Source organism: Leisingera sp. ABM4_060, assembly GCF_056158765.1.
On sequence record NZ_JBSWTX010000001.1, the window covers coordinates 2772988 to 2793200 of the forward strand.

Here is a 20213-nt window from a genome sequence, read left to right on the forward strand (position 1 = left end):
CCGATGGACCCGCTTCTGCTTGGCGGCATTGTGGCGCTGGCCACCATTCTCGTACTGTTCTCCGGCGTCTCCGTGGCCATTGGCCTGCTGATTGTCTCCGCCGGTTTCCTGATCATCTTTGACGGCCCCCGCTCGCTGGAGCTGATGCCGGAAATCCTGTTCGGCAAGCTCGACAACTTTGCCCTGCTGTCGATCCCGATGTTCATCATCATGGGGGCCTCGATTGCCTCGACCCGGGCCGGCGCCGACCTTTATGAGGCGCTGGAGCGCTGGCTGACCCGCATTCCCGGCGGGCTGGTGGTCTCCAACCTCGGCGCCTGCGCGCTGTTTGCCGCCATGTCCGGTTCCTCGCCCGCAACCTGCGCTGCCATCGGCAAGATGGGCATCCCCGAGATGCGCAAGCGCGGCTATCCGGACGGCGTCGCGGCCGGCTCCATCGCTGCGGGCGGCACGCTGGGTATCCTGATCCCGCCCTCGGTCACCATGATCGTCTACGGCATCGCAACTGAGACTTCGATCGGCCGCCTGTTCCTGGCCGGCGTGATCCCGGGGCTGATGCTGGTCGGCCTGTTCATGGCCTGGTCGCTCTACTCGACCTGGCGTTCGGGCGATGCCACCCGCCTTGGCTCGGGCAGCTACACCTGGAGCCAGCGGTTCGAGATCCTGCCCCGCGTTCTGCCCTTCCTGGCGATCATCCTCGGCGTGCTCTACGCCATGTACGGCGGCATCGCCACACCGTCCGAGACCGCTGCGGTCGGCGCGCTGCTGTGCCTGATGATCGCGATGATCATCTACAAACTGTGGAACCCGCGCGATCTGTGGGTGGTGCTGCGCGACAGCACCAAGGAAAGCGTGATGATTCTGTTCATCATCGCTGCCGCCGGTGTGTTCTCCTACATGCTGTCCTCGCTGTTCATCACCCAGGCGATTGCCGAATGGATCGGCACGCTGGATGTGAACCGCTGGGTGCTGATGGGGGCGGTCAATGTGTTCCTGCTGATTGCCGGCTTCTTCCTGCCGCCGGTTGCGGTGATCCTGATGGCGGCGCCGATCCTCTTGCCGATCATCACCACCGCGGGCTTTGATCCGATCTGGTTTGCCGTGGTGCTGACCATCAACATGGAAATCGGCCTGATCTCTCCACCAGTCGGCCTCAACCTCTATGTGATCAACGGCATTGCCCCGGACATCTCGCTGAAGACCATCCTTACCGGCTCGCTGCCCTTCGTGGCCTGCATGGTGGTGGCGATTGTCCTCCTCTGCCTGTTCCCGGGCCTGGCCACCTGGCTGCCGGATCTGGTGATGGGAGCGGCGCTATGACCCTCTTGGCTGATCTCCTGTCCACGGTGTTCGAGCGGCGCCAGCGCCGCGAGGCCGCCGCGGAACCGGACGGCCGCCCGCTGGAGGAGCTGGCCGGCGCGCTGGTCGGCTCCACCGGGGAAACCTCGGGGCTGGCTTTGGCAGAGCAAATCCTGACCCGCTTTGCCGCGCTGGAGGACGAGGGCAAATCCGCCTTCTTCCGCCAGCTTGCCACCGGCATGAACATCGCCCCCGAAACCGTCCGCCAAACGCTGGAGGCCTACGAGAAGAACCCTTCCAAGGCCACATACCGCGCCTTTATGGAGGCTTCCGAGCCGCGCCGGCAGGAGCTGATCCGCCGCCTGAACCGGGTGCCCAATGCCACCGGCGCTCTGGTGCGGATGCGGGCGGACCTGCTGCGGCTGGGCCGGGGCGAGCCGGAACTGGAGGCGCTGGACCTCGATTTCCGCCACCTTTTTGCCAGCTGGTTCAACCGCGGCTTCCTGGTGCTGCGCCCGATCAGCTGGGAAAGCCCGGCCCATATCCTGGAAAAAATCATCGCCTACGAGGCGGTGCACGCCATCGGCAGCTGGGACGACCTGCGCCGCCGGCTGGAGCCCTCGGACCGGCGCTGCTTTGCCTTCTTCCACCCGTCAATGCCGGACGAGCCGCTGATCTTTGTCGAAGTGGCCCTGACCAAGGGCATTCCCGGCTCGGTCCAAGCGCTGCTGGCCGAGGACCGCGAGGCGATGCCCGCCGAAGACTCCACCACCGCAGTATTCTATTCGATTTCCAACTGCCAGGCCGGGCTGGCCAGCATCTCTTTCGGCAACTCGCTGATCAAGCAGGTGGCCAGCGATCTGGCTGCGGAACTGTCGGGGCTTGATACTTTCGTCACCCTCTCGCCCATCCCCGGACTGACCAAATGGCTGAAACAGGAGGGCCTCGCCTGGGACGAGGAAAACCCGGAAGACATGCGCGCCACCGCCGCCCGCTACCTGCTGACGGCAAAGGGCAAGGGCGGGCTGCCCTACGACCCGGTCGCCCGCTTCCACCTGGGCAACGGCGCCATTGTGCATGCAGTCCATGCCGATGCCGACACCTCGGACAAAGGCCGCGCCCAGTCCGGCGGCGCCATGGTCAACTATCTCTACGACCTCAAGAAAACCGCCCAGAACCACGAGCACTTCGCCGCCACCCGGGAGGTGGTGGCCTCTCCTGAAGTGCAAACCCTTGCGGCATCCGCCAGCCCACAGGCTTAAGAAAGGCAAAACCCCATGGCAAATCCATTGTTTGACCGGCTTTTCGGCATCCACGCCGGCAAGGCCACGCCCTTCCTGCATCTGCTGAACGGCGAGGTGATCACCCATCAGGACTTCCTCGGCATGGCCGCCCAGATCGCCAATGTCCTGGCCCAGACCGGGCTGAAACCGGGTGACCGGGTCGCGGCGCAGGTGGAGAAATCCCCTGAAGCTCTGGCGCTTTATGCTGCCTGCGCCCAGGCCGGGCTGATCTTCCTGCCCTTGAACACAGCTTACACCGCCGACGAACTCACCTACTTCATCGAAAACAGCGGCGCCTCGGTGGTGATCTGCGATGCCCGCAGCGAGGCCACCCTGGCCCCCATCGCCAAACAGCTTGGCGCCGGGATCGAGACGCTGAACGCCGACGGCTCCGGCACCCTGATGGACCAGGCCGCCGCCATGCCGGTCTCCTTTGCCACAGTTGAGCGCGACGGCGATGACCTCGCCGCCTTTCTCTACACCTCCGGCACCACCGGCCGTTCCAAGGGGGCGATGCTGACCCAGAACAATCTGCTGTCAAACGCCGAGACCCTGGCGCAGGAGTGGCGCTTTACGGCGGACGACGTGCTGCTGCACGCGTTGCCGATCTTCCACACCCACGGGCTGTTCGTCGCCACCAATGTCACGCTGGCGGCGGGCGGCAGCCTGATATTCATGCCGAAATTCGACCTCGACGCGGTGCTGCTGCACATGCCGCAGGCGACCAGCCTGATGGGGGTACCGACCTTCTACACCCGCCTCCTGGGCGATGACCGTTTTACACGCGAGCTGACCGGCCATATGCGGCTGTTCGTCTCCGGCTCGGCGCCGCTGCTGGCGGAAACCCATGTCCAGTTCGAAGAACGCACCGGCCACCGCATCCTCGAACGCTACGGCATGACCGAAACCAACATGAACACCTCCAACCCCTTTGAAGGCCACCGCCGCGCCGGCACTGTCGGCTTTCCGCTGCCGGGGGTGGAGCTGAAAATCACCGATCCGGCCAGCGGCGAAGCCCTGCCGCAGGGCGAGGTCGGCCAGATCGAGGTGCGCGGCCCCAATGTGTTCAAAGGCTATTGGCAGATGCCGGAGAAAACCGCTGCCGAACTGCGCGAAGACGGGTTCTTCATCACCGGCGACCTCGGCAAGATCGACAAAGACGGCTATGTCCATATCGTCGGCCGCAACAAGGACCTCATCATCTCGGGCGGCTACAACATCTATCCCAAGGAGATTGAGCTGGTGCTGGACGACCAGCCCGGCGTGCTGGAAAGCGCGGTGATCGGTGTGCCGCACCCGGATTTCGGCGAAACCGTGCTGGGAATTGTCATCGCTGAACCGGGCCAGTCCCCCGATCTGGACGCCATGATGGAGGCGGTGCGCCAGGCACTGGCCCGTTTCAAGCACCCGCGCCAGCTGATCCTGCTGGATGAGCTGCCCCGCAACACCATGGGCAAGGTGCAGAAAAACATCCTGCGCGACGCTTACAAGAGCATGTTCGCGTCCTGACCCTCCTCTCCCTGGGCAGGCGCCTCCGCCCGGTGGAGCGCCTGCCGCCCTTTTGCCGGAGAAAGATACTATGCCGAAATACAACAACATCCTGGTCCCGGTTTTCTTTGAAGCCGGCCGGAATGCCGCCCAGGCCTTGGAAATTGCCAACGCCCTCCGCGCCAGCGGCGGGCGGATCACCGTGCTGCACGTGCTGGAGCAGCTGCCGCAGTATGCCAGCGACCAGCTGCCGGCGGACCACCTGGAAACCGCGCGCTCAACCGTCACCGGAAAACTTGCCCCCCTCGCAAGAGACCTGCCGGATGCGGAGATCGTGGTGGTGGAAGGCCACAGCGCCCGCAGCATCCTCGATTACGCCGGGGAGAACGCGAAGGATTGCATCGTCCTGGCCAGCCATCGGCCAGGAATGCAGGATCTTTTCCTTGGTTCCACAGCTGCACGCGTCGTGCGCCAGGCACGGTGCTCAGTTCACGTAGTCCGGTGAAGGCTTGCCTTTCGGGGAAGCCGCATCGTGATGCGTCATTTCGGCCGCCGGACGGTGCCGGGAAGGCCGAACCCTTTTGCCCGGACCGGTGAACGCGCGTTTGCAATGGTTGCTTTCGTGTTCAAAGCTGACGCTCCAATGAAACGATGTTGCGCACGCAGCGAATGTCAGCAAGGTCCGGCAACCTGATCACTGGGCTGAGGCGGCCCCTCACCCCGCCTTGGTCAGCGACAGGAAGACATCCTCCAGATCCGCCTCTTCCGTCTTCACGTCGCGGATCGAAATGCCCGCGGCGTGGACCGCGCCCAGCACGTCCTCGGCGCTGGTCATGCGGCTGCGGTAGCGTAAGGCAACCGTGCCGTCGGGGCGCAGGCCGGCCTCAATGCCGTCGCCCTGCGGCAGTTCCGTGACCGGCACCGCAGGCTGTATCACCATGGTCTTGGCGTCCAGCCGGCCCAGCAGGCTGGCAGTGGAATCACGCGCGACCACTTCGCCCTGGTTGATGATGGCGATCTCGTCGCACATCTCCTCGGCTTCCTCCAGGTAATGGGTGGTGAGGATGATGGTCATGCCTTGCGCGTTCAGTTTGCGGATGTTCTCCCACAGCATCTGGCGCAGCTCGATGTCGACGCCCGCCGTCGGCTCGTCCAGCACCAGCACAGAAGGACGGTGGACCAGCGCCTTGCCCAGCAGCAGGCGCCGCCGCATGCCGCCCGACAGCGTGCGGGCATAGGCCTCAGCCTTGTCCTGGAGGCCGATCATCGACAGGATTTCGTCGCTGTGGCGTTCGGTTTTGGGCACGCCGTAGAGACCCGCCTGCACCTCCAGCGCGCCGCGCGGGGTGAAGAACGGGTCCAGGTTCAGCTCCTGCGGCATCACCCCGATGGCAGCCCGGCTCTGGCGCGGGTTTGCGTCCTGGTCAAAACCCCAGATCGTCACCTTGCCCGAGGTCTTGCGCACCAGGCCGGCCAGGATGTTGATCATCGTCGACTTGCCCGCGCCATTGGGCCCCAGCAGGCCGAAGACAGAGCCGCGCGGCACCGTCAGATCGACGCCTTTCAGCGCCTGTTTCTCCGGCTGGCCTTTGCGCCCGCCGTAGGTTTTACGCAAAGCTTCGATACGGATTGCGTCAGCAGACATCGCGGCCCTTGCCCCCGGTTTTTCCATGGCTCATAAATGCGCCTAGCCGAAAAGTGAAAGGACTGCCAGCCATGAGCACAGACGCGCCGGAAACCAGGATCGTGAACAGCCGCAAGGTGGCCTGCGACGGCAGCGAAGGCGCGCTGGGGCATCCGCGGGTCTATCTGCAGATCCCGGAGGAGCAGGGCTGGGTCGAATGCCCCTATTGCGACTGCAAGTTCATCTATGAGGACGCGGCCAAGGCGGCGGAGTGATCCGGGCCGCGCAGGGCTGCAACGGCGGCGTCCGGGAGCCGGAAAATTCAAATTTTCCGGCTAAATTTCTTTGCAAGAAATTTGCCTGCGCCCGGTAGGGTCCCGCAGGGACAATACAAACGGATCGCGGATATGGCACAGCTTCTGATCGTGTATCACTCGCGCACCGGCGGCAGCCGGCAGATGGCGGAGGCGGCGTTTGCGGCGGCGCGCAGCGAGATTGAAACCGTGCTGAAGCGGGCAGAAGTTGCCGGGCCGGAGGATTTGCTGGCGGCGGATGGCTATCTCTTCTGCGCTCCGGAGAACCTGGCGGCCCTGTCCGGCATGATGAAGGAATTCTTTGACCGCTGCTATTACCCGGTGCTGGGAAGGATTGAGGGGCGGCCTTATGCGCAGATGGTCTGTGCCGGCTCCGACGGGGAGAACGCCGCCCGCCAATGCGCCCGGATTGCCACCGGCTGGCGCCTGAAAGAGGTGCAGAAGCCGCTGATTATCTGCACCCATGCGCAGACGCCGGAGGCCATTTTGGCGGAAAAGGCGATCCCGGAGGATCAGCTGGAGGCCTGCCGCGAGCTGGGGCTAGCCCTGGGCGCGGGGCTGGCGATGGGTGTATTTTGAGTCCCATCCGGGCTTAACGCTCAATCGACGAACCAGAAATCCCCGAGCCGGGTGCCGGAGGCGGCATACATCGCACGGTAGGTGCCATCCGGCAACTCTCCGGCAAGGGCGCACAGCTCCTGGCCGCGGCGGAACTCTGCCCAGCGGCTGCAGATACGGTTGCCGTCCAGCCACCAGTGCCCAGTGTCCTCACCCAGACGCGGCACTATGACTTCAAACGTGCCGTTTGTCCGCAGAACGGCTGAGCCGGCAAACGCCAGCCGGGTGAAGGCGATCTTGCGGTCATGGGTGAAGAACGCCCGCATTTCCTCAGCCGTGAGCATCCGGACGTCGCCGCGGCAGCCGGACAGCGCCGCAAGCAAGCCCATGAGAAAAATCCATCGCATGGGATCAGATAGGCACGGGGGCTGCGCGGGGGCAACTGCCGGGCCGCGGCGGCGGATCACATCCCTGTGCGCCGGATTGTGCCCATGCCGGTGGCAGCAGCGGGCAACAGGGCGATTGCGGATGGCGGCTGGATACTGAATAACACTGACCAAACCACTATGCGCGAATGAACCGGGGAGCAGCACAATGAGCGGGACACAATTCGGCAAGGGCTGCCATCTGCATCTGATCGACGGCTCGGCCTTCATCTTCCGCGCCTATCACGCGCTGCCGCCCCTCACCCGCAAGTCCGACGGGCTGCCGATCGGCGCCGTGGCGGGCTTCTGCAACATGCTGTTCAAGCAGGTGGAGGACAACAAGGGCCCGGATGCGCCGACCCATGTGGCGGTGATTTTCGACTATTCCGGAAAGTCCTTCCGCAACGAGATGTACGATCTCTACAAGGCCAACCGGCCGCCCGCGCCGGAGGATCTGGTGCCGCAGTTCCCGCTGACCCGCGACGCCACCCGCGCCTTCAACATCGCCTGCAAGGAGATCGAGGGCTTCGAGGCCGATGACATCATCGCAACCCTGGCGCATCAGGCGCGCGATGCCGGCGGGCGGGTCACCATCATCTCCTCGGACAAGGACCTGATGCAGCTGGTCGGCGGCGGTGTCGAGATGCTGGACGCGATGAAGAACAAGCGTATCGACAGCGATGGCGTGGTGGAGAAATTCGGTGTTGGCCCCGACCGGGTGGTGGATGTGCAGGCACTGGCGGGCAACTCGGTCGACAACGTGCCGGGGGCGCCGGGAATCGGGATCAAGACCGCCGCTTTGCTGATCAACGAATACGGCTCTTTGGAGGAGCTGTTGGACCGGGCTGAGGAGATCAAGCAGCCCAAGCGCCGTCAGACGCTGATCGAGAAGCGGGATCAGATCGAGCTCAGCAAGAAGCTGGTGCAGCTCGACTGCAATATGGAGCTGGATTTCACCCTGGATGATCTGGAGGTGAAGGAGCCGGATGCGGAGGTGCTGCTGGAATTCCTGAGCAGCATGGAGTTCCGCACCCTGTCCAAGCGCATGGCGGATCAGCTGGGCATGGAGGCGCCTGCGATCCCGGAGGCGCCTGCGGCGGCGGCTTCCCCGGCGGCGGCACCGGAAGCAGTGCCGTTCGACAAGGACAAATACGAATGCGTCCGCGATGCGGCTGGCTTGCAGGTCTGGGTCGACCGCATCCGCGAACGCGGCTGGGTGGCGGTGGATACCGAGACCACCGGGCTGGACGAGATGGTCGTCGATCTGGTCGGCATCTCGCTGTGCGTTGAGCCGGGCGAGGCCTGCTATATCCCCTTGGCGCATAAGGCGGGCGGCGATGATCTGTTCGGCGGCGAGGGGCTGTCCGAAGGGCAGATGCCGCTGGAAGAGGCGGTTGCGATGCTCAAAGACGTTCTGGAGGATCCGGCGATCATCAAGATCGGCCAGAACATGAAATACGATGCCAAGATATTCCACCGCTACGGGGTGGATGTGGCGCCCATCGACGACACCATGCTGATGTCCTACGCGCTGCATGCAGGCATGCATGGGCATGGCATGGATGCGTTGTCCGAACGCTATCTCGATCACACGCCGATCCCGATCAAACCGCTGCTGGGCACCGGCAAGTCGGCGATCACCTTTGACCGTGTGCCGATTGAGGATGCGGTGCCCTATGCCGCCGAGGATGCCGACATCACCCTGCGCCTGTGGCAGGTCTTCAAGCCGCAGCTGCATCAAGAGCGGGTCACCACGGTTTACGAGACGTTGGAGCGGCCGCTGGTGCCGGTGCTGGCGGATATGGAGCGCAACGGCATCAAGGTGGACCGCGATACGCTCTCGCGCATGTCCAATGCCTTTGCCCAGAAGATGGCCGGGCTGGAGGCGGAAATCCATGAACTGGCGGGCGAGACGTTCAACGTCGGCTCGCCCAAGCAGCTGGGCGAGATCCTGTTTGACAAGATGGCGCTGCCCGGCGGCAAGAAGGGCAAAACCGGCGCCTATGCCACCGGCGCGGACATTCTCGAGGATCTGGCGACGGAACACAACCTGCCCGCGCGGGTGCTGGACTGGCGGCAGCTGAGCAAGCTGAAGTCGACCTATACGGACGCATTGCAGGATCACATCAATGCGGAAACGGGCCGGGTGCATACGTCTTATGCCCAGACCGGCGCCAGCACCGGCCGCATGGCCTCGACCGACCCGAATCTGCAGAACATTCCGGTGCGCACCGAAGAAGGCCGCCGTATCCGCGAGGCCTTTGTGGCGGAAGAGGGCAACGTCCTCTTGTCGCTCGACTACAGCCAGATTGAGCTGCGCATTCTGGCCCATATGGCCGGAATTGAAGCGCTGAAACAGGCCTTTGCGGAAGGTGTCGACATTCATGCGATGACCGCGTCCGAGATGTTCGAGGTGCCGCTGGAGGAGATGACGCCGGAGATCCGCCGCCAGGCCAAGGCGATCAACTTTGGTGTGATCTACGGCATTTCCGGCTTTGGACTGGCGCGCAACCTGCGCATACCGCGCAAGGACGCGCAAGGCTTCATCGACCGCTATTTCGAACGCTTCCCGGGGATCCGCAAGTACATGGATTCGACTGTCGAGTTCGCCAAGGAGCACGGCTATGTGCAGACCCTGTTCGGGCGCAAGATCCATACCGCGGAGATCAACGCCAAGGGGCCGAAGGCGGGCTTTGCCAAACGCGCGGCGATCAACGCACCGATCCAGGGCACCGCGGCGGATGTGATCCGCCGGGCGATGATCCGGATGCCGGAGGCGATCGCCCACCTGCCTGCGCGGATGCTGTTGCAGGTGCACGATGAACTGCTGTTCGAAGTGCCGGAGGCGGCGGTGGAGGAGACCATCGACACAGCCCGCAAGGTGATGGAGAACGCCGCCGATCCGGCGGTGCATCTGGATGTGAAGCTGGTGGTGGACGCAGGCCGCGGTTTGAACTGGGCCGAGGCGCATTAAGGCAGGCGCACCCAGGCAGGCAGGGGTGCTCCCGCCCGGCTTCGACCTGACGGTCTCATCCCGTTGGGCGTGGCGCCGCTGACGCGGCGCAGGCTGTGCCCGGACCCCGCCTCACCGGGTCAAGGGAGCCGGCAGGCTCCGCGCGGCAGCGCGGCGTGCCCTTGACGCGGCCTGGCGTAAAAACAATCGAAAACGCCCCTAGGGGCAGACCTGCCCTTAGGGGCTTCTCAGCAAACCCCTTGCGCCGCGCCAGCGGCGCCTGGCCCAACGGCTGCTGATGCATCGCAGATGCAGCTTGCAGCGGGCGGGAGCACCCCGCCTGCCCTCCCGAAGCCCGGTTTCAGCTTCCTGCGGGCTGTTTGACCAGCTTGGCCACCAGCTTGCGCACCAGAGGCGCTGCGGTGAAGGCGACAGCAAAGGCCACCGGCCAGCTCAGGCTCCAGGCGTTCATCCAGGCGCTGGTGAACCCTTCGGCCGGCCCAAGCGTCCGCAGGGTTGCCACGCAGGTCACCAGGCAGGACATCATCCCGGACAGGATCAGGCTGAACAGAACAGGGGCAAAACGGGCGGGCAGCATGGGCGGCTTCCTTACTTTGAACGCCTCCGCCTTATGCCTGCCGGGAAGTCACATTTCAATTCACGAATGTGACAGCCGGCCTGCGGCGGCTCAGCGCATCCAGCCGAGGCTGTCTTCGGTGCGCCTGCTGGACGGCGTGTATTCGGCGCTGACCCAGCCTTCATAACCGCTGGCGTCGATGGCGGCAAACAGCTGCTGGAAATCCACCGGCCCGGTGCCGGGCTCGCAACGCCCCGGCGCGGCGCCGATCTGCACATGCACGGCGTGGCGGCCGAACTCTTCCCAGACCTTGGCGGCATCGCCGTGGATCAGCTGGGCGTGGTAGGCGTCGTACTGGAGGCCCACATTGGGCCGGTCCACCGCTGCCAGCACCTCCATCGCCAGGTTGTAGTCATCGAGGAAGTAACCGGGCTGGTCGCCGCTGTTCAAAGGTTCGATGGTGAACTGCTGGGCCGGGGCGCGGTCGGCGGCCCACCTCAGGTTTTCGACAAAGGTCTTCTGCGCCTTTGCCCCCTTGGCGTAGCCCGCCATCACGTGGATCTTGCCCGCCCGCAGCGCCTCGGCGTAGCGCAGCACCCGGCGGATGTCGCGCTGGAAGCGGTCCACCCCGTCCGGCACCGCCGCATAGCCGGGCATGCCGCCGGTGTAATTCGGCGGCGGCGCGTTGATCAGCAGCAGCTCCAGCCCGTTGGCCAGCAGCGCGCGCTGGGTTTCCTTGGCGGCCAGCTCATAGGGGTAGAGGATCTCCACCGCCTGGAACCCCGCCGCCGCTGCGGCCTGGAACCGGTCGAGATAGGGCAGCTCGGCAAACAGCATCGAGATGTTGGCTGCGAATCTGGGCATCTGGCTCCTCCAGGGCTTCTTCTGGTTTAACGGTGGTTTATCCCGCGCAAAACCGTGAGGCCAAGAGATAGAAAACGACGCATTGTCGCTTTCCCGCAAGACTTGGCTGCGGGATTCGGATGCAACTGCAGGAAACCGGCGTATTTCCGCTGGATTCCCGAAGGATAGCAGTGATGACGATGAGCCCCGAGCGCCTGCCCGCAGGCCCTTCTGCTTCGCCGCGCGCCCAGGCGCTTGGCGGCAACGCCCTGGCGGCGGCAGCGATGATCACCTGGTCGGCCGGTTTCCCCGCAGCCGAGGTGCTGCTGCAGACCTGGCCGCCGGTGATGCTGCTGGCAGCAAGGCTGGTTCTGGCGGCCAGCGGCATCCTGCTGCTGTGGGTCTGGCGCGAAGGGGTGCAGACCGTGCTGCGGGCGCCCTGGCGCAAGGGGCTGATGATCGGGATTTTCGGCTTTGGCGCCAGTGCCTATCTGATCATCCAGGCGCAGGTGCTGACCAATGCGGTGACAGCCGCGCTGATCTGTTCGGCGGCACCGGTGATCGGCGGGGTGATCGAGATGCTGCAGGGCCAGCGGCGGCTGGGGGTGCGGTTTGCACTTGGCGCGGTGGCGACGGTGATTGGCGGGGTGATTGCCACCAGTTCGCTGAACGGTGCCGAGCTGGGGCTGGGGGCGGCTGCGGCAGCCGGCGCAATTACTCTTTATACTTGGGCGAGTTCCGCTGCGGTGCGCGAGCTGCCGGACCTGTCGCCCTCGGGGCGCAGCGCGCTGACCATTTGCGGCGGGCTGGTGCTGGCCAGTGTTTTGACAGCGGGCACGGCAGTGCTTGGCGGGCAATGGCTGCCGAGCGCGCCGGTGGATGGCTACCAATTGCAGATGCTGCTGATTTTCGGCCTGGTGTCGGTGATGCTGAGCCAGCTTCTGTGGCTGTCGTCGGTGGACCGGCTGGGGGTGGCGCTGGCCTCTTTCCATACCAATCTGGCGCCGTTCTACGTGATGATCCTGATGCTGTTCCTGGGGGAGAGCTGGGAGTGGCCGCAGGCGATCGGCGCAGCAGTTGTGGGGCTGGGGGTGATCGTGGCCCAGGACAAGCGGCCCAAGCTGGCGGAGCCGGTAGGCGGCAGCAGGGCGTGAGGCGCAGCTACTTGTCACAATTCGCTTAGGGCAGCGCCCGGCACGCCGGGGTGGGAAGCGTAGCGCCCGCCCCGGTGGGGGCGGGTCGGGCGCTGCCCGGCCTATCGGCCGGGCGGGACGTTCCTCAGATGTTAATCCGCTTCCAGCTCTGCCGACGGGATCAGCGGGAAGAAGGTGCCGCCGGACCAGACGCCGAACCAGTCGTTGTGATGGGCGCCAAGCTCCACCAGCCGGTAGAAGCTCTTGCGGTCGATGCGGGCCTCCAGACCCGCGCGCACCATGACATAGGGAGACGGTTCACCGCTCGCTGTGTCACGCTCCACCCGGATCGGGGTGTCCGGGCCTGCTGCGGCGGTGTCCTCGACATTGGTGGTGAAGGTGATGACCTGATCGCGGCCCACGCCTTCAGCATCGAAATCCACCGCCACAAAGGGCGCGTCCTCAACCGTGATGCCGACTTTCTCGACCGGTGTCACCAGGAAGTACTTGCCCTCCTCCAGCTTCAGGATCGAGGCGAACAGTTTGACCAGCTCAAACCGGTTGAACGGCGTGCCGAGGTAGTACCAGGCGCCATCCCGGGCGATGCGGATATCGAGGTCGCCGCAGAACGGCGGGTTCCACAGGTGGACGGGCGGCAGACCCTTGCCTTTTCCGGCCGCTTTCACCGACGCGGCGATGCCGTCGGCACCGGGTGTCACAGCTTTTTGTCCGCTCATTGCTTTTGCCATTTCCTGTCAGCACGATAGAGTAACAGCATATATCCTGGAAACGAGGAATGACATGCCTGAAACCGACGATCTGCTGGCCGGCATCGAGGCGCTGGAAGCCAAGCTGAAACAGGCCCGCGAGTTGATTACCAAGCGATTCATCGGCCAGGAGCGGGTGGTGGACCTGACGCTGTCGGTGCTGTTGTGCGGCGGCCACGGGCTGCTGATCGGCCTGCCGGGTCTGGGCAAGACCCGGCTGGTGGAGACCTTGAGCACCGTAATGGGGCTGGATGGCAGCCGCATCCAGTTCACGCCGGACCTGATGCCTGCGGATATTCTGGGCTCGGAAGTTCTGGACACCGCAGAGGACGGGCACCGCTCGTTCCGTTTTGTGCCGGGGCCGGTGTTCTGCCAATTGCTGATGGCGGATGAGATCAACCGGGCCAGCCCCAGGACGCAATCGGCGCTGCTGCAGGCGATGCAGGAGCGGCAGGTGACGGTGGCGGGTGAGGACCGCCCCTTGGGTGCGCCGTTCCATGTGCTGGCGACCCAGAACCCGATCGAGCAGGAGGGCACCTATCCGCTGCCGGAGGCGCAGCTGGACCGGTTCCTTTTGCAGATCGACGTGAATTACCCGGACCGCAAGACCGAGCGCGATATCCTGCTGGCCACAACGGGGGCTGAGGAAGCGGAGGCCTATCAGGTGTTTACAGCGGCTGAGCTGATCGCGGCGCAGACCTTGCTGCGGCGGATGCCGGTGGGCGACTCGGTGGTCGAAATGATCCTCGACCTGGTGCGCGCGTTCCGGCCCGAGGAAGCGGGCGTTTCCGAACGCGTGGCACAGACCGTTGCCTGGGGGCCGGGTCCGCGGGCGGCGCAGGCCTTGATGCTGGCGGTGCGGGCGCGCGCCCTTCTGCACGGGCGGCTGGCGCCCAGTGCCGAAGATGTGCTGGACATGGCCAAGCCGGTGCTGAGCCACCGGATGCAGCTGAACTTTGCCGCAAGGGCGCGGGGCGACAGCCTGAGCGCGCTGATTGAGGACACCGCGGCTGAGCTGGCCCGGACCGGGGCCGCCGCGTGACCCGACCCGCCGCCTCTCAGGCTGCAAGCGGATTGCGGCACCGCGCCGAGGCGGAGGCCAGCGCCTTTCCGCCCTTGCTGGTGCAAGCGCGGCATCTGGCGGGCTCGGTGCTGATGGGCGAGCATGGCCGCCGCCGGGCCGGCCCCGGCGATGACTTCTGGCAGTACCGCCCGGCGCAGCCCGGCGACAGCCGCCAGATGATCGACCACAGGCGATCCGCCATGGGGGATGTGCAATATGTGCGCGAGCGGGAATGGCATATCTCGCAGACGGTGCATCTGTGGGTGGATACCGGCGCCTCGATGCGGTTTGCCTCCGCGCCCAAGCTGCCGCAGAAGATTGACCAGGCGCGGCTCTTGGGGCTGGCGGCCTCGGTGCTGATGGTGCATGGCGGCGAGCGGGTCGGCCTGACCGGCGGCAGCCTGCCGCCCCGGCGCGGCAACGTGCAGATATTGCGGCTGGCCGAGGCGCTGTCGGATGACGGCGAGGAGGATTATGCCCCGCCCAATGACCGGGCGCTGATCCCGCATGCGCGGGCGCTGTTCATCTCGGATTTCCTGGGGCCTTACGAGCCGATGGAGCAGGCGCTGTCCAAGGCCGCGGCACGCGGGGTGCGCGGGGTGCTGCTGCAGGTGCTGGACCCGTCGGAGGAGGCCTTTCCGTTCGCGGGCCGCACGCTGTTTCAGAGCATGGGCGGCGGCGTTACACATGAAACATTGAAGGCCTCGGCGCTGCAGGAGCGCTATCTGGAGCGGCTGGCGGAACGGCGCGCGGCGCTGGAGCACCTGTGCCATGAGGCCGGCTGGCGGTTTGGCCAGCATCACACCGGAGAGCCGGCCCAGGCGGCGCTGATGTGGCTTTACCACGCTTTGGAAAGGACCGCGCCATGACGGTGCTTGCGGGCATCGGCTTTACCGCGCCCTGGCTGCTGCTGGGGCTCTTGGCACTGCCGGTGCTGTGGCTGCTCTTGCGGGCAATTCCGCCGGCGCCCAAGCGGCAGCCGTTTCCGGCGGTGACGCTGCTGCTGGGTCTGAAGGACGACGAGAGCCTGTCGGACCGCACGCCCTGGTGGCTGCTTCTGCTCAGGATGCTGGCGGTGGCGGCGGCGATCGTTGGCTTGGCGGGGCCGGTGCTGAACCCCTCGGCTGAGGAAAGCGGCGGCAGCGGGCCCTTGCTGGTTGTGATGGATGCCAGCTGGGGCGGCGCGGCGGGCTGGAAGCAGACCAGCGCCCAGGCGGCGGCGCAGCTGGAAGAGGCCGGACGCGCCGGGCGGCCGGTGGCGGTGCTGCGGCTGACCGCACCGGAGCCCTTGCAGTTCCGCGCCGCCAGCGATTGGCAGCGGCAGCTCGCAGGGCTGGTGCCCCTGCCCTGGCAGCCGGGGCCGGAGCAAGTGCAGGGCGCCTTGGCGGCGATTGTCGGTGCCGAGGGCGGCTTTGACACGCTGTGGTTCAGCGACGGGCTGGAATATGCGGGCCGCGGCGGGCTGATCGAAGCGCTGAGCCGCCGCGGGGATATAGAGGTGTTTGAACAGCCGGTGCCGGTGCTGGGGCTGCTGCCTGCGAATTACACCGGCGGCAATATCGAACTGACGGCGCAGCGCAGCCGCGCAGGGCCCGCGCAAGAGGTCACCGTGCTGGCGCAGGGCGTGGACCCGGGCGGCACCCCGCGCAGCCTGGCGGCGCTGCCGCTGCGGTTTGGCGATGGCGCCCGCACGACCTCAGCCGAGCTGTCCCTGCCGGCCGAACTGCGCGCGCGGCTGTCGCGGTTTGAACTCCGCGACATGAAGTCCGCAGGCGCCGTGGCGCTGACCGACGACTCCTTGCGCCGCCGCGAGGTGGCGCTGGTGTCGGCCCAGAGCGAGGATGAAGGCCTCGCCCTGCTGTCGCCGCTGCATTACCTGCGCCAGGCGCTGGTGCCCTCGGCGGAGCTGCTGGAGGGCGCGCTGGCCGACCTGCTGCCGGCCAATCCGGATGTGATCGTGCTGGCCGATGTGGCGCGGCTGGCGCCTGCGCAGGAAGAGGCGGTGATCGAATGGGTGGAAAACGGCGGGCTGCTCTTGCGCTTTGCCGGGCCGCGGCTGGCAGCGAGCGATACCGCCCGCGCGGGCGAGGAACCCCTGATGCCGGTGCGCCTGCGCATTGGCGGCCGCAGCATCGGCGGAGCGATGAGCTGGGGGGAGCCGAAGACCTTGGCGCCCTTTGGCGAAGGCTCTCCGTTCTATGGGCTGGAGGTGCCGGAAGAGGTCTCGATCAGTTCGCAGGTGGTGGCGCAGCCTGACCCTGAGCTGGCCGCGCGGGTGATTGCCGAGCTGGCGGACGGCACGCCCCTGGTGACGCGCAAGACGCTGGGCCAGGGCCAGGTGGTCTTGTTTCACGTGACCGCCAATGCGGAATGGAGCAGCCTGCCGCTGTCCGGCCTGTTTGTCTCGATGCTGGAGCGGCTGGCGGTGTCGTCTTCGGCGGCGCAGCCGGATGCTGAAGACTTGGAGGGCACAACCTGGACGCCGGTGGAAGTGCTGGACGGGTTTGGGCGGCTGGAGGCCGCGGAGACGCTGCCGGGGGTCAAGGGCCCGGATCTGGTGGCGGCGGCCGCCGGGCCGGAGCTGCGGCCCGGGGTCTATGACGGCGGGCGGCGGATGCTGGCGCGCAATGTGCTGCGCCCGGGCGACACGCTGGAGGCGGCGCGCTGGCCTGCTTCGGTTGAAGTCAGCGGCTACGGCGCGCCGCAGGAGCTGCCCTTGGGCGGTGCGCTGCTGACCTTGGCGCTCATGCTGCTGGCGCTGGATGTGCTGGGCACGCTGCTGGTCTCAGGCCTGCTGGGCGGTGCCCGCACTGCCGCGCTGGCTGGCGCGATCGGGCTGGCGGCATTGGCGCTGCCGCAGGACGCACGGGCCCAGGCCCCGCCGGCGGCAGAGGATTTCCGGGCGGCGGAGCTGGCCGCGGAACTGGTGCTGGCGCATGTGCTGACCGGCGATCCTCAGGTCGACCGCATTGCCGAAGCGGGGCTGCGCGGGCTGTCGGACACGCTGTTCTTCCGCACCTCGGTGGAGCCGGCCAATCCGGCAGGCGTGGATCTGGAGCAGGATGAGCTGGCGTTTTACCCGCTCCTTTACTGGCCCATTACCCGTGATCAGCCGCTGCCCTCGTCCGAGGCCTACGGCAAGCTGAACGCCTATCTGCGGGCGGGCGGGATGATCCTGTTTGACACCCGCGACGCCGATCTGAGCACCTCGGGCGCCACCAGCCCGGCGGCGCGGCGGCTGCAGCAGATTGCGCTGCCGCTCGACATTCCGCCGCTGGAGGTGGTGCCGGAGGATCATGTGCTGACCCGCGCTTTCTATCTGCTGCAGGCCTTTCCGGGGCGGCACGGCCGGGGTGCGGTCTGGGTCGAGGCGGCGCCGCCGGATGCGGAGCAGGCCGAGGGCATCCCCTTCCGCAACCTCAATGACGGGGTGACGCCGGTGGTGATCGGCGGCAATGACTGGGCGGCGGCCTGGGCGGTGGATGAGAACGGCCGGCCGCTGCTGCCGGTGGGGCGCGGCTATGCCGGCGAGCGGCAGCGGGAGCTGGCGTTTCGCTTTGGCGTCAACCTGGTGATGCATGTGCTGACCGGCAATTACAAATCCGACCAGGTGCATGTGCCGGCCCTCTTGGACCGGCTGGGGCAATAGGAGCGCGCGATGACACAGACGATCCTGTTTGACCCGCTGGTGCCCTGGCCCGTGATCTGGGCCGCCGGGGCTGTGACCCTGGCCGCACTGCTGCTGGGGCTGTGGAAGGGGCTGTCGGGCTGGGCTTTGCGGGCCTTGGCCGCCCTGGTGCTACTGGCGGCGCTTGCCGGCCCGGTGCATCAGAGCGAGGACCGCGCGCCGCTGAGCGACATCGTGATTGTGGCCGAAGACCAGACCGCGAGCCAGCAGCTCAGCACCCGGCCCGAGCAGATGGCGCGGGCGCGCACCCGGCTGAAGGCGGCATTGGCGGACCGGCCCGGCACCGAGGTGCGCTGGATCACGGTGGAAGATGGGACCGGTGATGAGGGCACCCAGCTGATGGAGGCGATTGCCGGCGCGCTGGCGGATGAGCCGCGGGCGCGCGTCGCGGGCATCATCGCCCTGTCGGACGGGCAGGTGCATGATGCCGGCCAGGCGCTGGCCTTGCCCGCACCGATGCATCTGCTGCTGACTGGCCGCGCGGAGGATTGGGACCGGCGGCTGATCGTCAAGAACGCCCCCGGCTTTGCCATCATCGGCGAGCCGGTGAAGCTGACCTTGCGAATCGAGGATCAGGGGGCGGTGCCGGACCCCGGCGGCTTTGCCGAGCTGGAGATCTCAGTCGGCGGGGAGGCGCCGCAGCGGTTTACCCTGCCGGTGGGCGTGGATTTCGAACTGCCGATGGTGCTGCAGCACGGCGGCCGCAACGTGATCCAGTTCAGCGTGCCGGAAGAACCGGGCGAGCTGACCGCGCGCAACAACACCGCGCTGGTGCAGATCAACGGGGTGCGCGACCGGCTGCGGGTCTTGCTGGTGTCGGGCGAGCCGCATGCGGGCGGGCGGACCTGGCGCAACCTCTTGAAGTCCGACAGCGCGGTGGACCTGGTGCATTTCACCATCCTGCGCCCGCCGGAAAAGCAGGACGGGGTGCCGGTGGAGGAGCTGTCGCTGATCGCCTTCCCGACCCGCGAGCTGTTCCTGGAGAAGATCGACGATTTCGACCTGATCATCTTTGACCGCTACAAGCGCCGCGGCATCCTGCCTGCGGTCTATTTGGACAATGTGGCCAATTACGCCATGGGCGGCGGCGCGGTGCTGGTGGCGGCGGGGCCGGATTTTGCCAGCGCCGACAGTATCTATCGCTCGCCGCTGTCGCTGATCCTGCCGGCCGAGCCGTCGGCGCGGGTGCTGGAAGAGCCTTACCGGCCGGAAGTGACCGATCTGGGCAAGCAGCATCCGGTGACCTCGGGCCTGGAAGGCACCGGGGACTGGGGCCGCTGGCTGCGCCAGGTCGAGCTGAAGACGCCGGAGGGTCATGTGCTGATGAACGGGGCGGGCGAACGGCCCTTGCTGGTGCTGAACCGGGTTGGCGAGGGCCGGGTTGCGCTTTTGGCCTCGGACCACGCCTGGCTATGGAGCCGCGGCTATGAGGGCGGCGGGCCGCAGCTGGAGCTTTTGCGCCGTCTGGCCCATTGGATGATGAAGGAGCCGGAGCTGGAGGAGGAGGCCCTGTGGGCCGAGGCCTCGGGCCAGCGGATGCGCATCCTGCGCCGCACGCTGGCGGGACAGGCGGGGCCGGTGACGGTGACCAACCCGGATGGCTCCACCGTCGAGCTGGAATTGCGTCCAAGCGCACCGGGCCAGTGGGAGACCCGCTATGAGGGGCCAGAACCGGGGCTTTACCGGCTGGAGGAAGGCGGCGAGACGGCGGTGGCCGGGCTGGGGCCTGCGGCGCCGAAGGAGTTCGAGGAGACCATTGCCACCGGTGCTGTGCTGGCACCGGTGCTGGCGCCCCTGCGCGGCGGCGTCCTGCGGCTGGAGGAGGGCCTGCCGTCTTTGCGCAGCGTGCGTGCCGGGCGGCCTGCGGCGGGGCGCGGCTGGATCGGCCTGACCCCGCGCGAGGCTTATGAAACCCTGTCGGTGAGCCAGGGTCCGCTGCTGCCGGCCTGGCTGGCCCTGCTGCTGGCGGCGTTCTTCCTGGTGGCCGGCTGGCTGCGCGAGGGACGGCGCTGAGCGTCTGCCCTCGCTTCACAGCGCAGCAACTATCCGCCAAGGCAGCCCTCCCGCCCATCGCCGGGTTTCTGATGAAACCCGCGCTGGTTGGGCCAGGCGCCGCGCCAAAGGCGCGGCGCGGGCCGCTTCGGGCAAAGCCCGAAGCGGAACACCTCATTGCCAGCCCTGCCGGCGGCGCGGGTACC

At 66.6% G+C, this 20213-nt stretch carries 17 protein-coding genes; 12 read left to right on the forward strand and 5 right to left on the reverse strand.

The window, feature by feature from the left end:
- Positions 1 to 3: 3 nt before the first annotated feature.
- From ACXAEH_RS13295 to ACXAEH_RS13310, 4 genes are all read left to right on the forward strand, one after another.
- Positions 4 to 1320, forward strand: a complete 1317-nt coding sequence (locus tag ACXAEH_RS13295) for a TRAP transporter large permease (protein WP_475033395.1) — start codon at positions 4 to 6, stop codon at positions 1318 to 1320.
- Complete coding sequence (locus ACXAEH_RS13300) at positions 1317 to 2561, forward strand: malonyl-CoA decarboxylase (protein ID WP_475033396.1); 1245 nt, start codon at positions 1317 to 1319, stop codon at positions 2559 to 2561. The genes ACXAEH_RS13295 and ACXAEH_RS13300 overlap by 4 nt, the downstream gene beginning before the upstream one ends.
- Before the next feature lie 15 nt (positions 2562 to 2576).
- Positions 2577 to 4091 (forward strand): malonate--CoA ligase, encoded by a 1515-nt coding sequence (locus ACXAEH_RS13305; protein ID WP_475033397.1) that lies wholly within the window; start codon positions 2577 to 2579, stop codon positions 4089 to 4091.
- 70 nt (positions 4092 to 4161) lie between these two features.
- On the forward strand, positions 4162 to 4575 hold the full coding sequence (locus ACXAEH_RS13310) for a universal stress protein (RefSeq protein ID WP_475033399.1): 414 nt from the start codon (positions 4162 to 4164) through the stop codon (positions 4573 to 4575).
- A gap of 210 nt (positions 4576 to 4785) precedes the next feature.
- On the opposite strand, the gene ACXAEH_RS13315 is transcribed toward ACXAEH_RS13310, so the two are convergent.
- Positions 4786 to 5715 (reverse strand): ABC transporter ATP-binding protein, encoded by a 930-nt coding sequence (locus ACXAEH_RS13315; protein ID WP_475033401.1) that lies wholly within the window; start codon positions 5713 to 5715, stop codon positions 4786 to 4788.
- Between the two features lie 71 nt (positions 5716 to 5786).
- On the opposite strand from ACXAEH_RS13315, the gene ACXAEH_RS13320 reads away from it, so the two are divergent.
- Positions 5787 to 5969, forward strand: a complete 183-nt coding sequence (locus ACXAEH_RS13320; protein ID WP_475033403.1) for a zinc-finger domain-containing protein — start codon at positions 5787 to 5789, stop codon at positions 5967 to 5969.
- A gap of 132 nt (positions 5970 to 6101) precedes the next feature.
- The gene (locus tag ACXAEH_RS13325; RefSeq protein WP_475033404.1) at positions 6102 to 6587 is read left to right on the forward strand and encodes a flavodoxin family protein; all 486 of its coding nucleotides are present in this window, start codon (positions 6102 to 6104) and stop codon (positions 6585 to 6587) included.
- Between the two features lie 20 nt (positions 6588 to 6607).
- On the opposite strand, the gene ACXAEH_RS13330 is transcribed toward ACXAEH_RS13325, so the two are convergent.
- Positions 6608 to 6973, reverse strand: coding sequence for a hypothetical protein (locus tag ACXAEH_RS13330; RefSeq protein WP_475033405.1), 366 nt, complete (start codon positions 6971 to 6973; stop codon positions 6608 to 6610).
- Positions 6974 to 7160: 187 nt separating this feature from the next.
- Between ACXAEH_RS13330 and polA the strand changes: the two genes are divergently transcribed.
- Positions 7161 to 9965: a DNA polymerase I gene (polA, locus tag ACXAEH_RS13335; RefSeq protein ID WP_475033407.1), complete on the forward strand. Its 2805-nt coding sequence runs from the start codon at positions 7161 to 7163 to the stop codon at positions 9963 to 9965.
- A 340-nt stretch (positions 9966 to 10305) separates the two neighbouring features.
- Here the strand turns inward: polA and ACXAEH_RS13340 are convergent, their stop codons facing one another.
- Both ACXAEH_RS13340 and ACXAEH_RS13345 read right to left on the reverse strand, forming a co-directional pair.
- Entirely contained in the window at positions 10306 to 10542 is a 237-nt protein-coding gene (locus ACXAEH_RS13340) for a DUF2798 domain-containing protein (RefSeq protein ID WP_475033408.1), read from the reverse strand.
- Positions 10543 to 10632: 90 nt separating this feature from the next.
- Positions 10633 to 11385 carry a hydroxypyruvate isomerase family protein gene (locus tag ACXAEH_RS13345; RefSeq protein WP_475033410.1) on the reverse strand — a complete coding sequence of 251 codons (753 nt, stop codon included), beginning with the start codon at positions 11383 to 11385 and terminating at the stop codon, positions 10633 to 10635.
- A 173-nt stretch (positions 11386 to 11558) separates the two neighbouring features.
- On the opposite strand from ACXAEH_RS13345, the gene ACXAEH_RS13350 reads away from it, so the two are divergent.
- Positions 11559 to 12518 carry a DMT family transporter gene (locus tag ACXAEH_RS13350; protein WP_475033411.1) on the forward strand — a complete coding sequence of 320 codons (960 nt, stop codon included), beginning with the start codon at positions 11559 to 11561 and terminating at the stop codon, positions 12516 to 12518.
- Positions 12519 to 12649: 131 nt separating this feature from the next.
- Here ACXAEH_RS13350 and ACXAEH_RS13355 read toward each other — a convergent pair whose 3' ends face one another.
- Positions 12650 to 13234, reverse strand: coding sequence for a DUF1285 domain-containing protein (locus ACXAEH_RS13355; RefSeq protein ID WP_475033413.1), 585 nt, complete (start codon positions 13232 to 13234; stop codon positions 12650 to 12652).
- Positions 13235 to 13298: 64 nt separating this feature from the next.
- Between ACXAEH_RS13355 and ACXAEH_RS13360 the strand changes: the two genes are divergently transcribed.
- Genes ACXAEH_RS13360 through ACXAEH_RS13375 form a run of 4 tightly spaced genes read left to right on the forward strand, consistent with a single transcriptional unit; the run spans position 13299 to position 20028 of the window.
- Positions 13299 to 14306 (forward strand): AAA family ATPase, encoded by a 1008-nt coding sequence (locus tag ACXAEH_RS13360; RefSeq protein ID WP_475033415.1) that lies wholly within the window; start codon positions 13299 to 13301, stop codon positions 14304 to 14306.
- Positions 14303 to 15196 (forward strand): DUF58 domain-containing protein, encoded by an 894-nt coding sequence (locus ACXAEH_RS13365; protein ID WP_475033417.1) that lies wholly within the window; start codon positions 14303 to 14305, stop codon positions 15194 to 15196. The genes ACXAEH_RS13360 and ACXAEH_RS13365 overlap by 4 nt, the downstream gene beginning before the upstream one ends.
- Positions 15193 to 17976 (forward strand): DUF4159 domain-containing protein, encoded by a 2784-nt coding sequence (locus ACXAEH_RS13370; RefSeq protein ID WP_475033419.1) that lies wholly within the window; start codon positions 15193 to 15195, stop codon positions 17974 to 17976. The genes ACXAEH_RS13365 and ACXAEH_RS13370 overlap by 4 nt, the downstream gene beginning before the upstream one ends.
- Positions 17977 to 17985: 9 nt before the next feature.
- Positions 17986 to 20028 carry a hypothetical protein gene (locus ACXAEH_RS13375; RefSeq protein ID WP_475033420.1) on the forward strand — a complete coding sequence of 681 codons (2043 nt, stop codon included), beginning with the start codon at positions 17986 to 17988 and terminating at the stop codon, positions 20026 to 20028.
- The last annotated feature ends 185 nt before the right edge of the window (positions 20029 to 20213 follow it).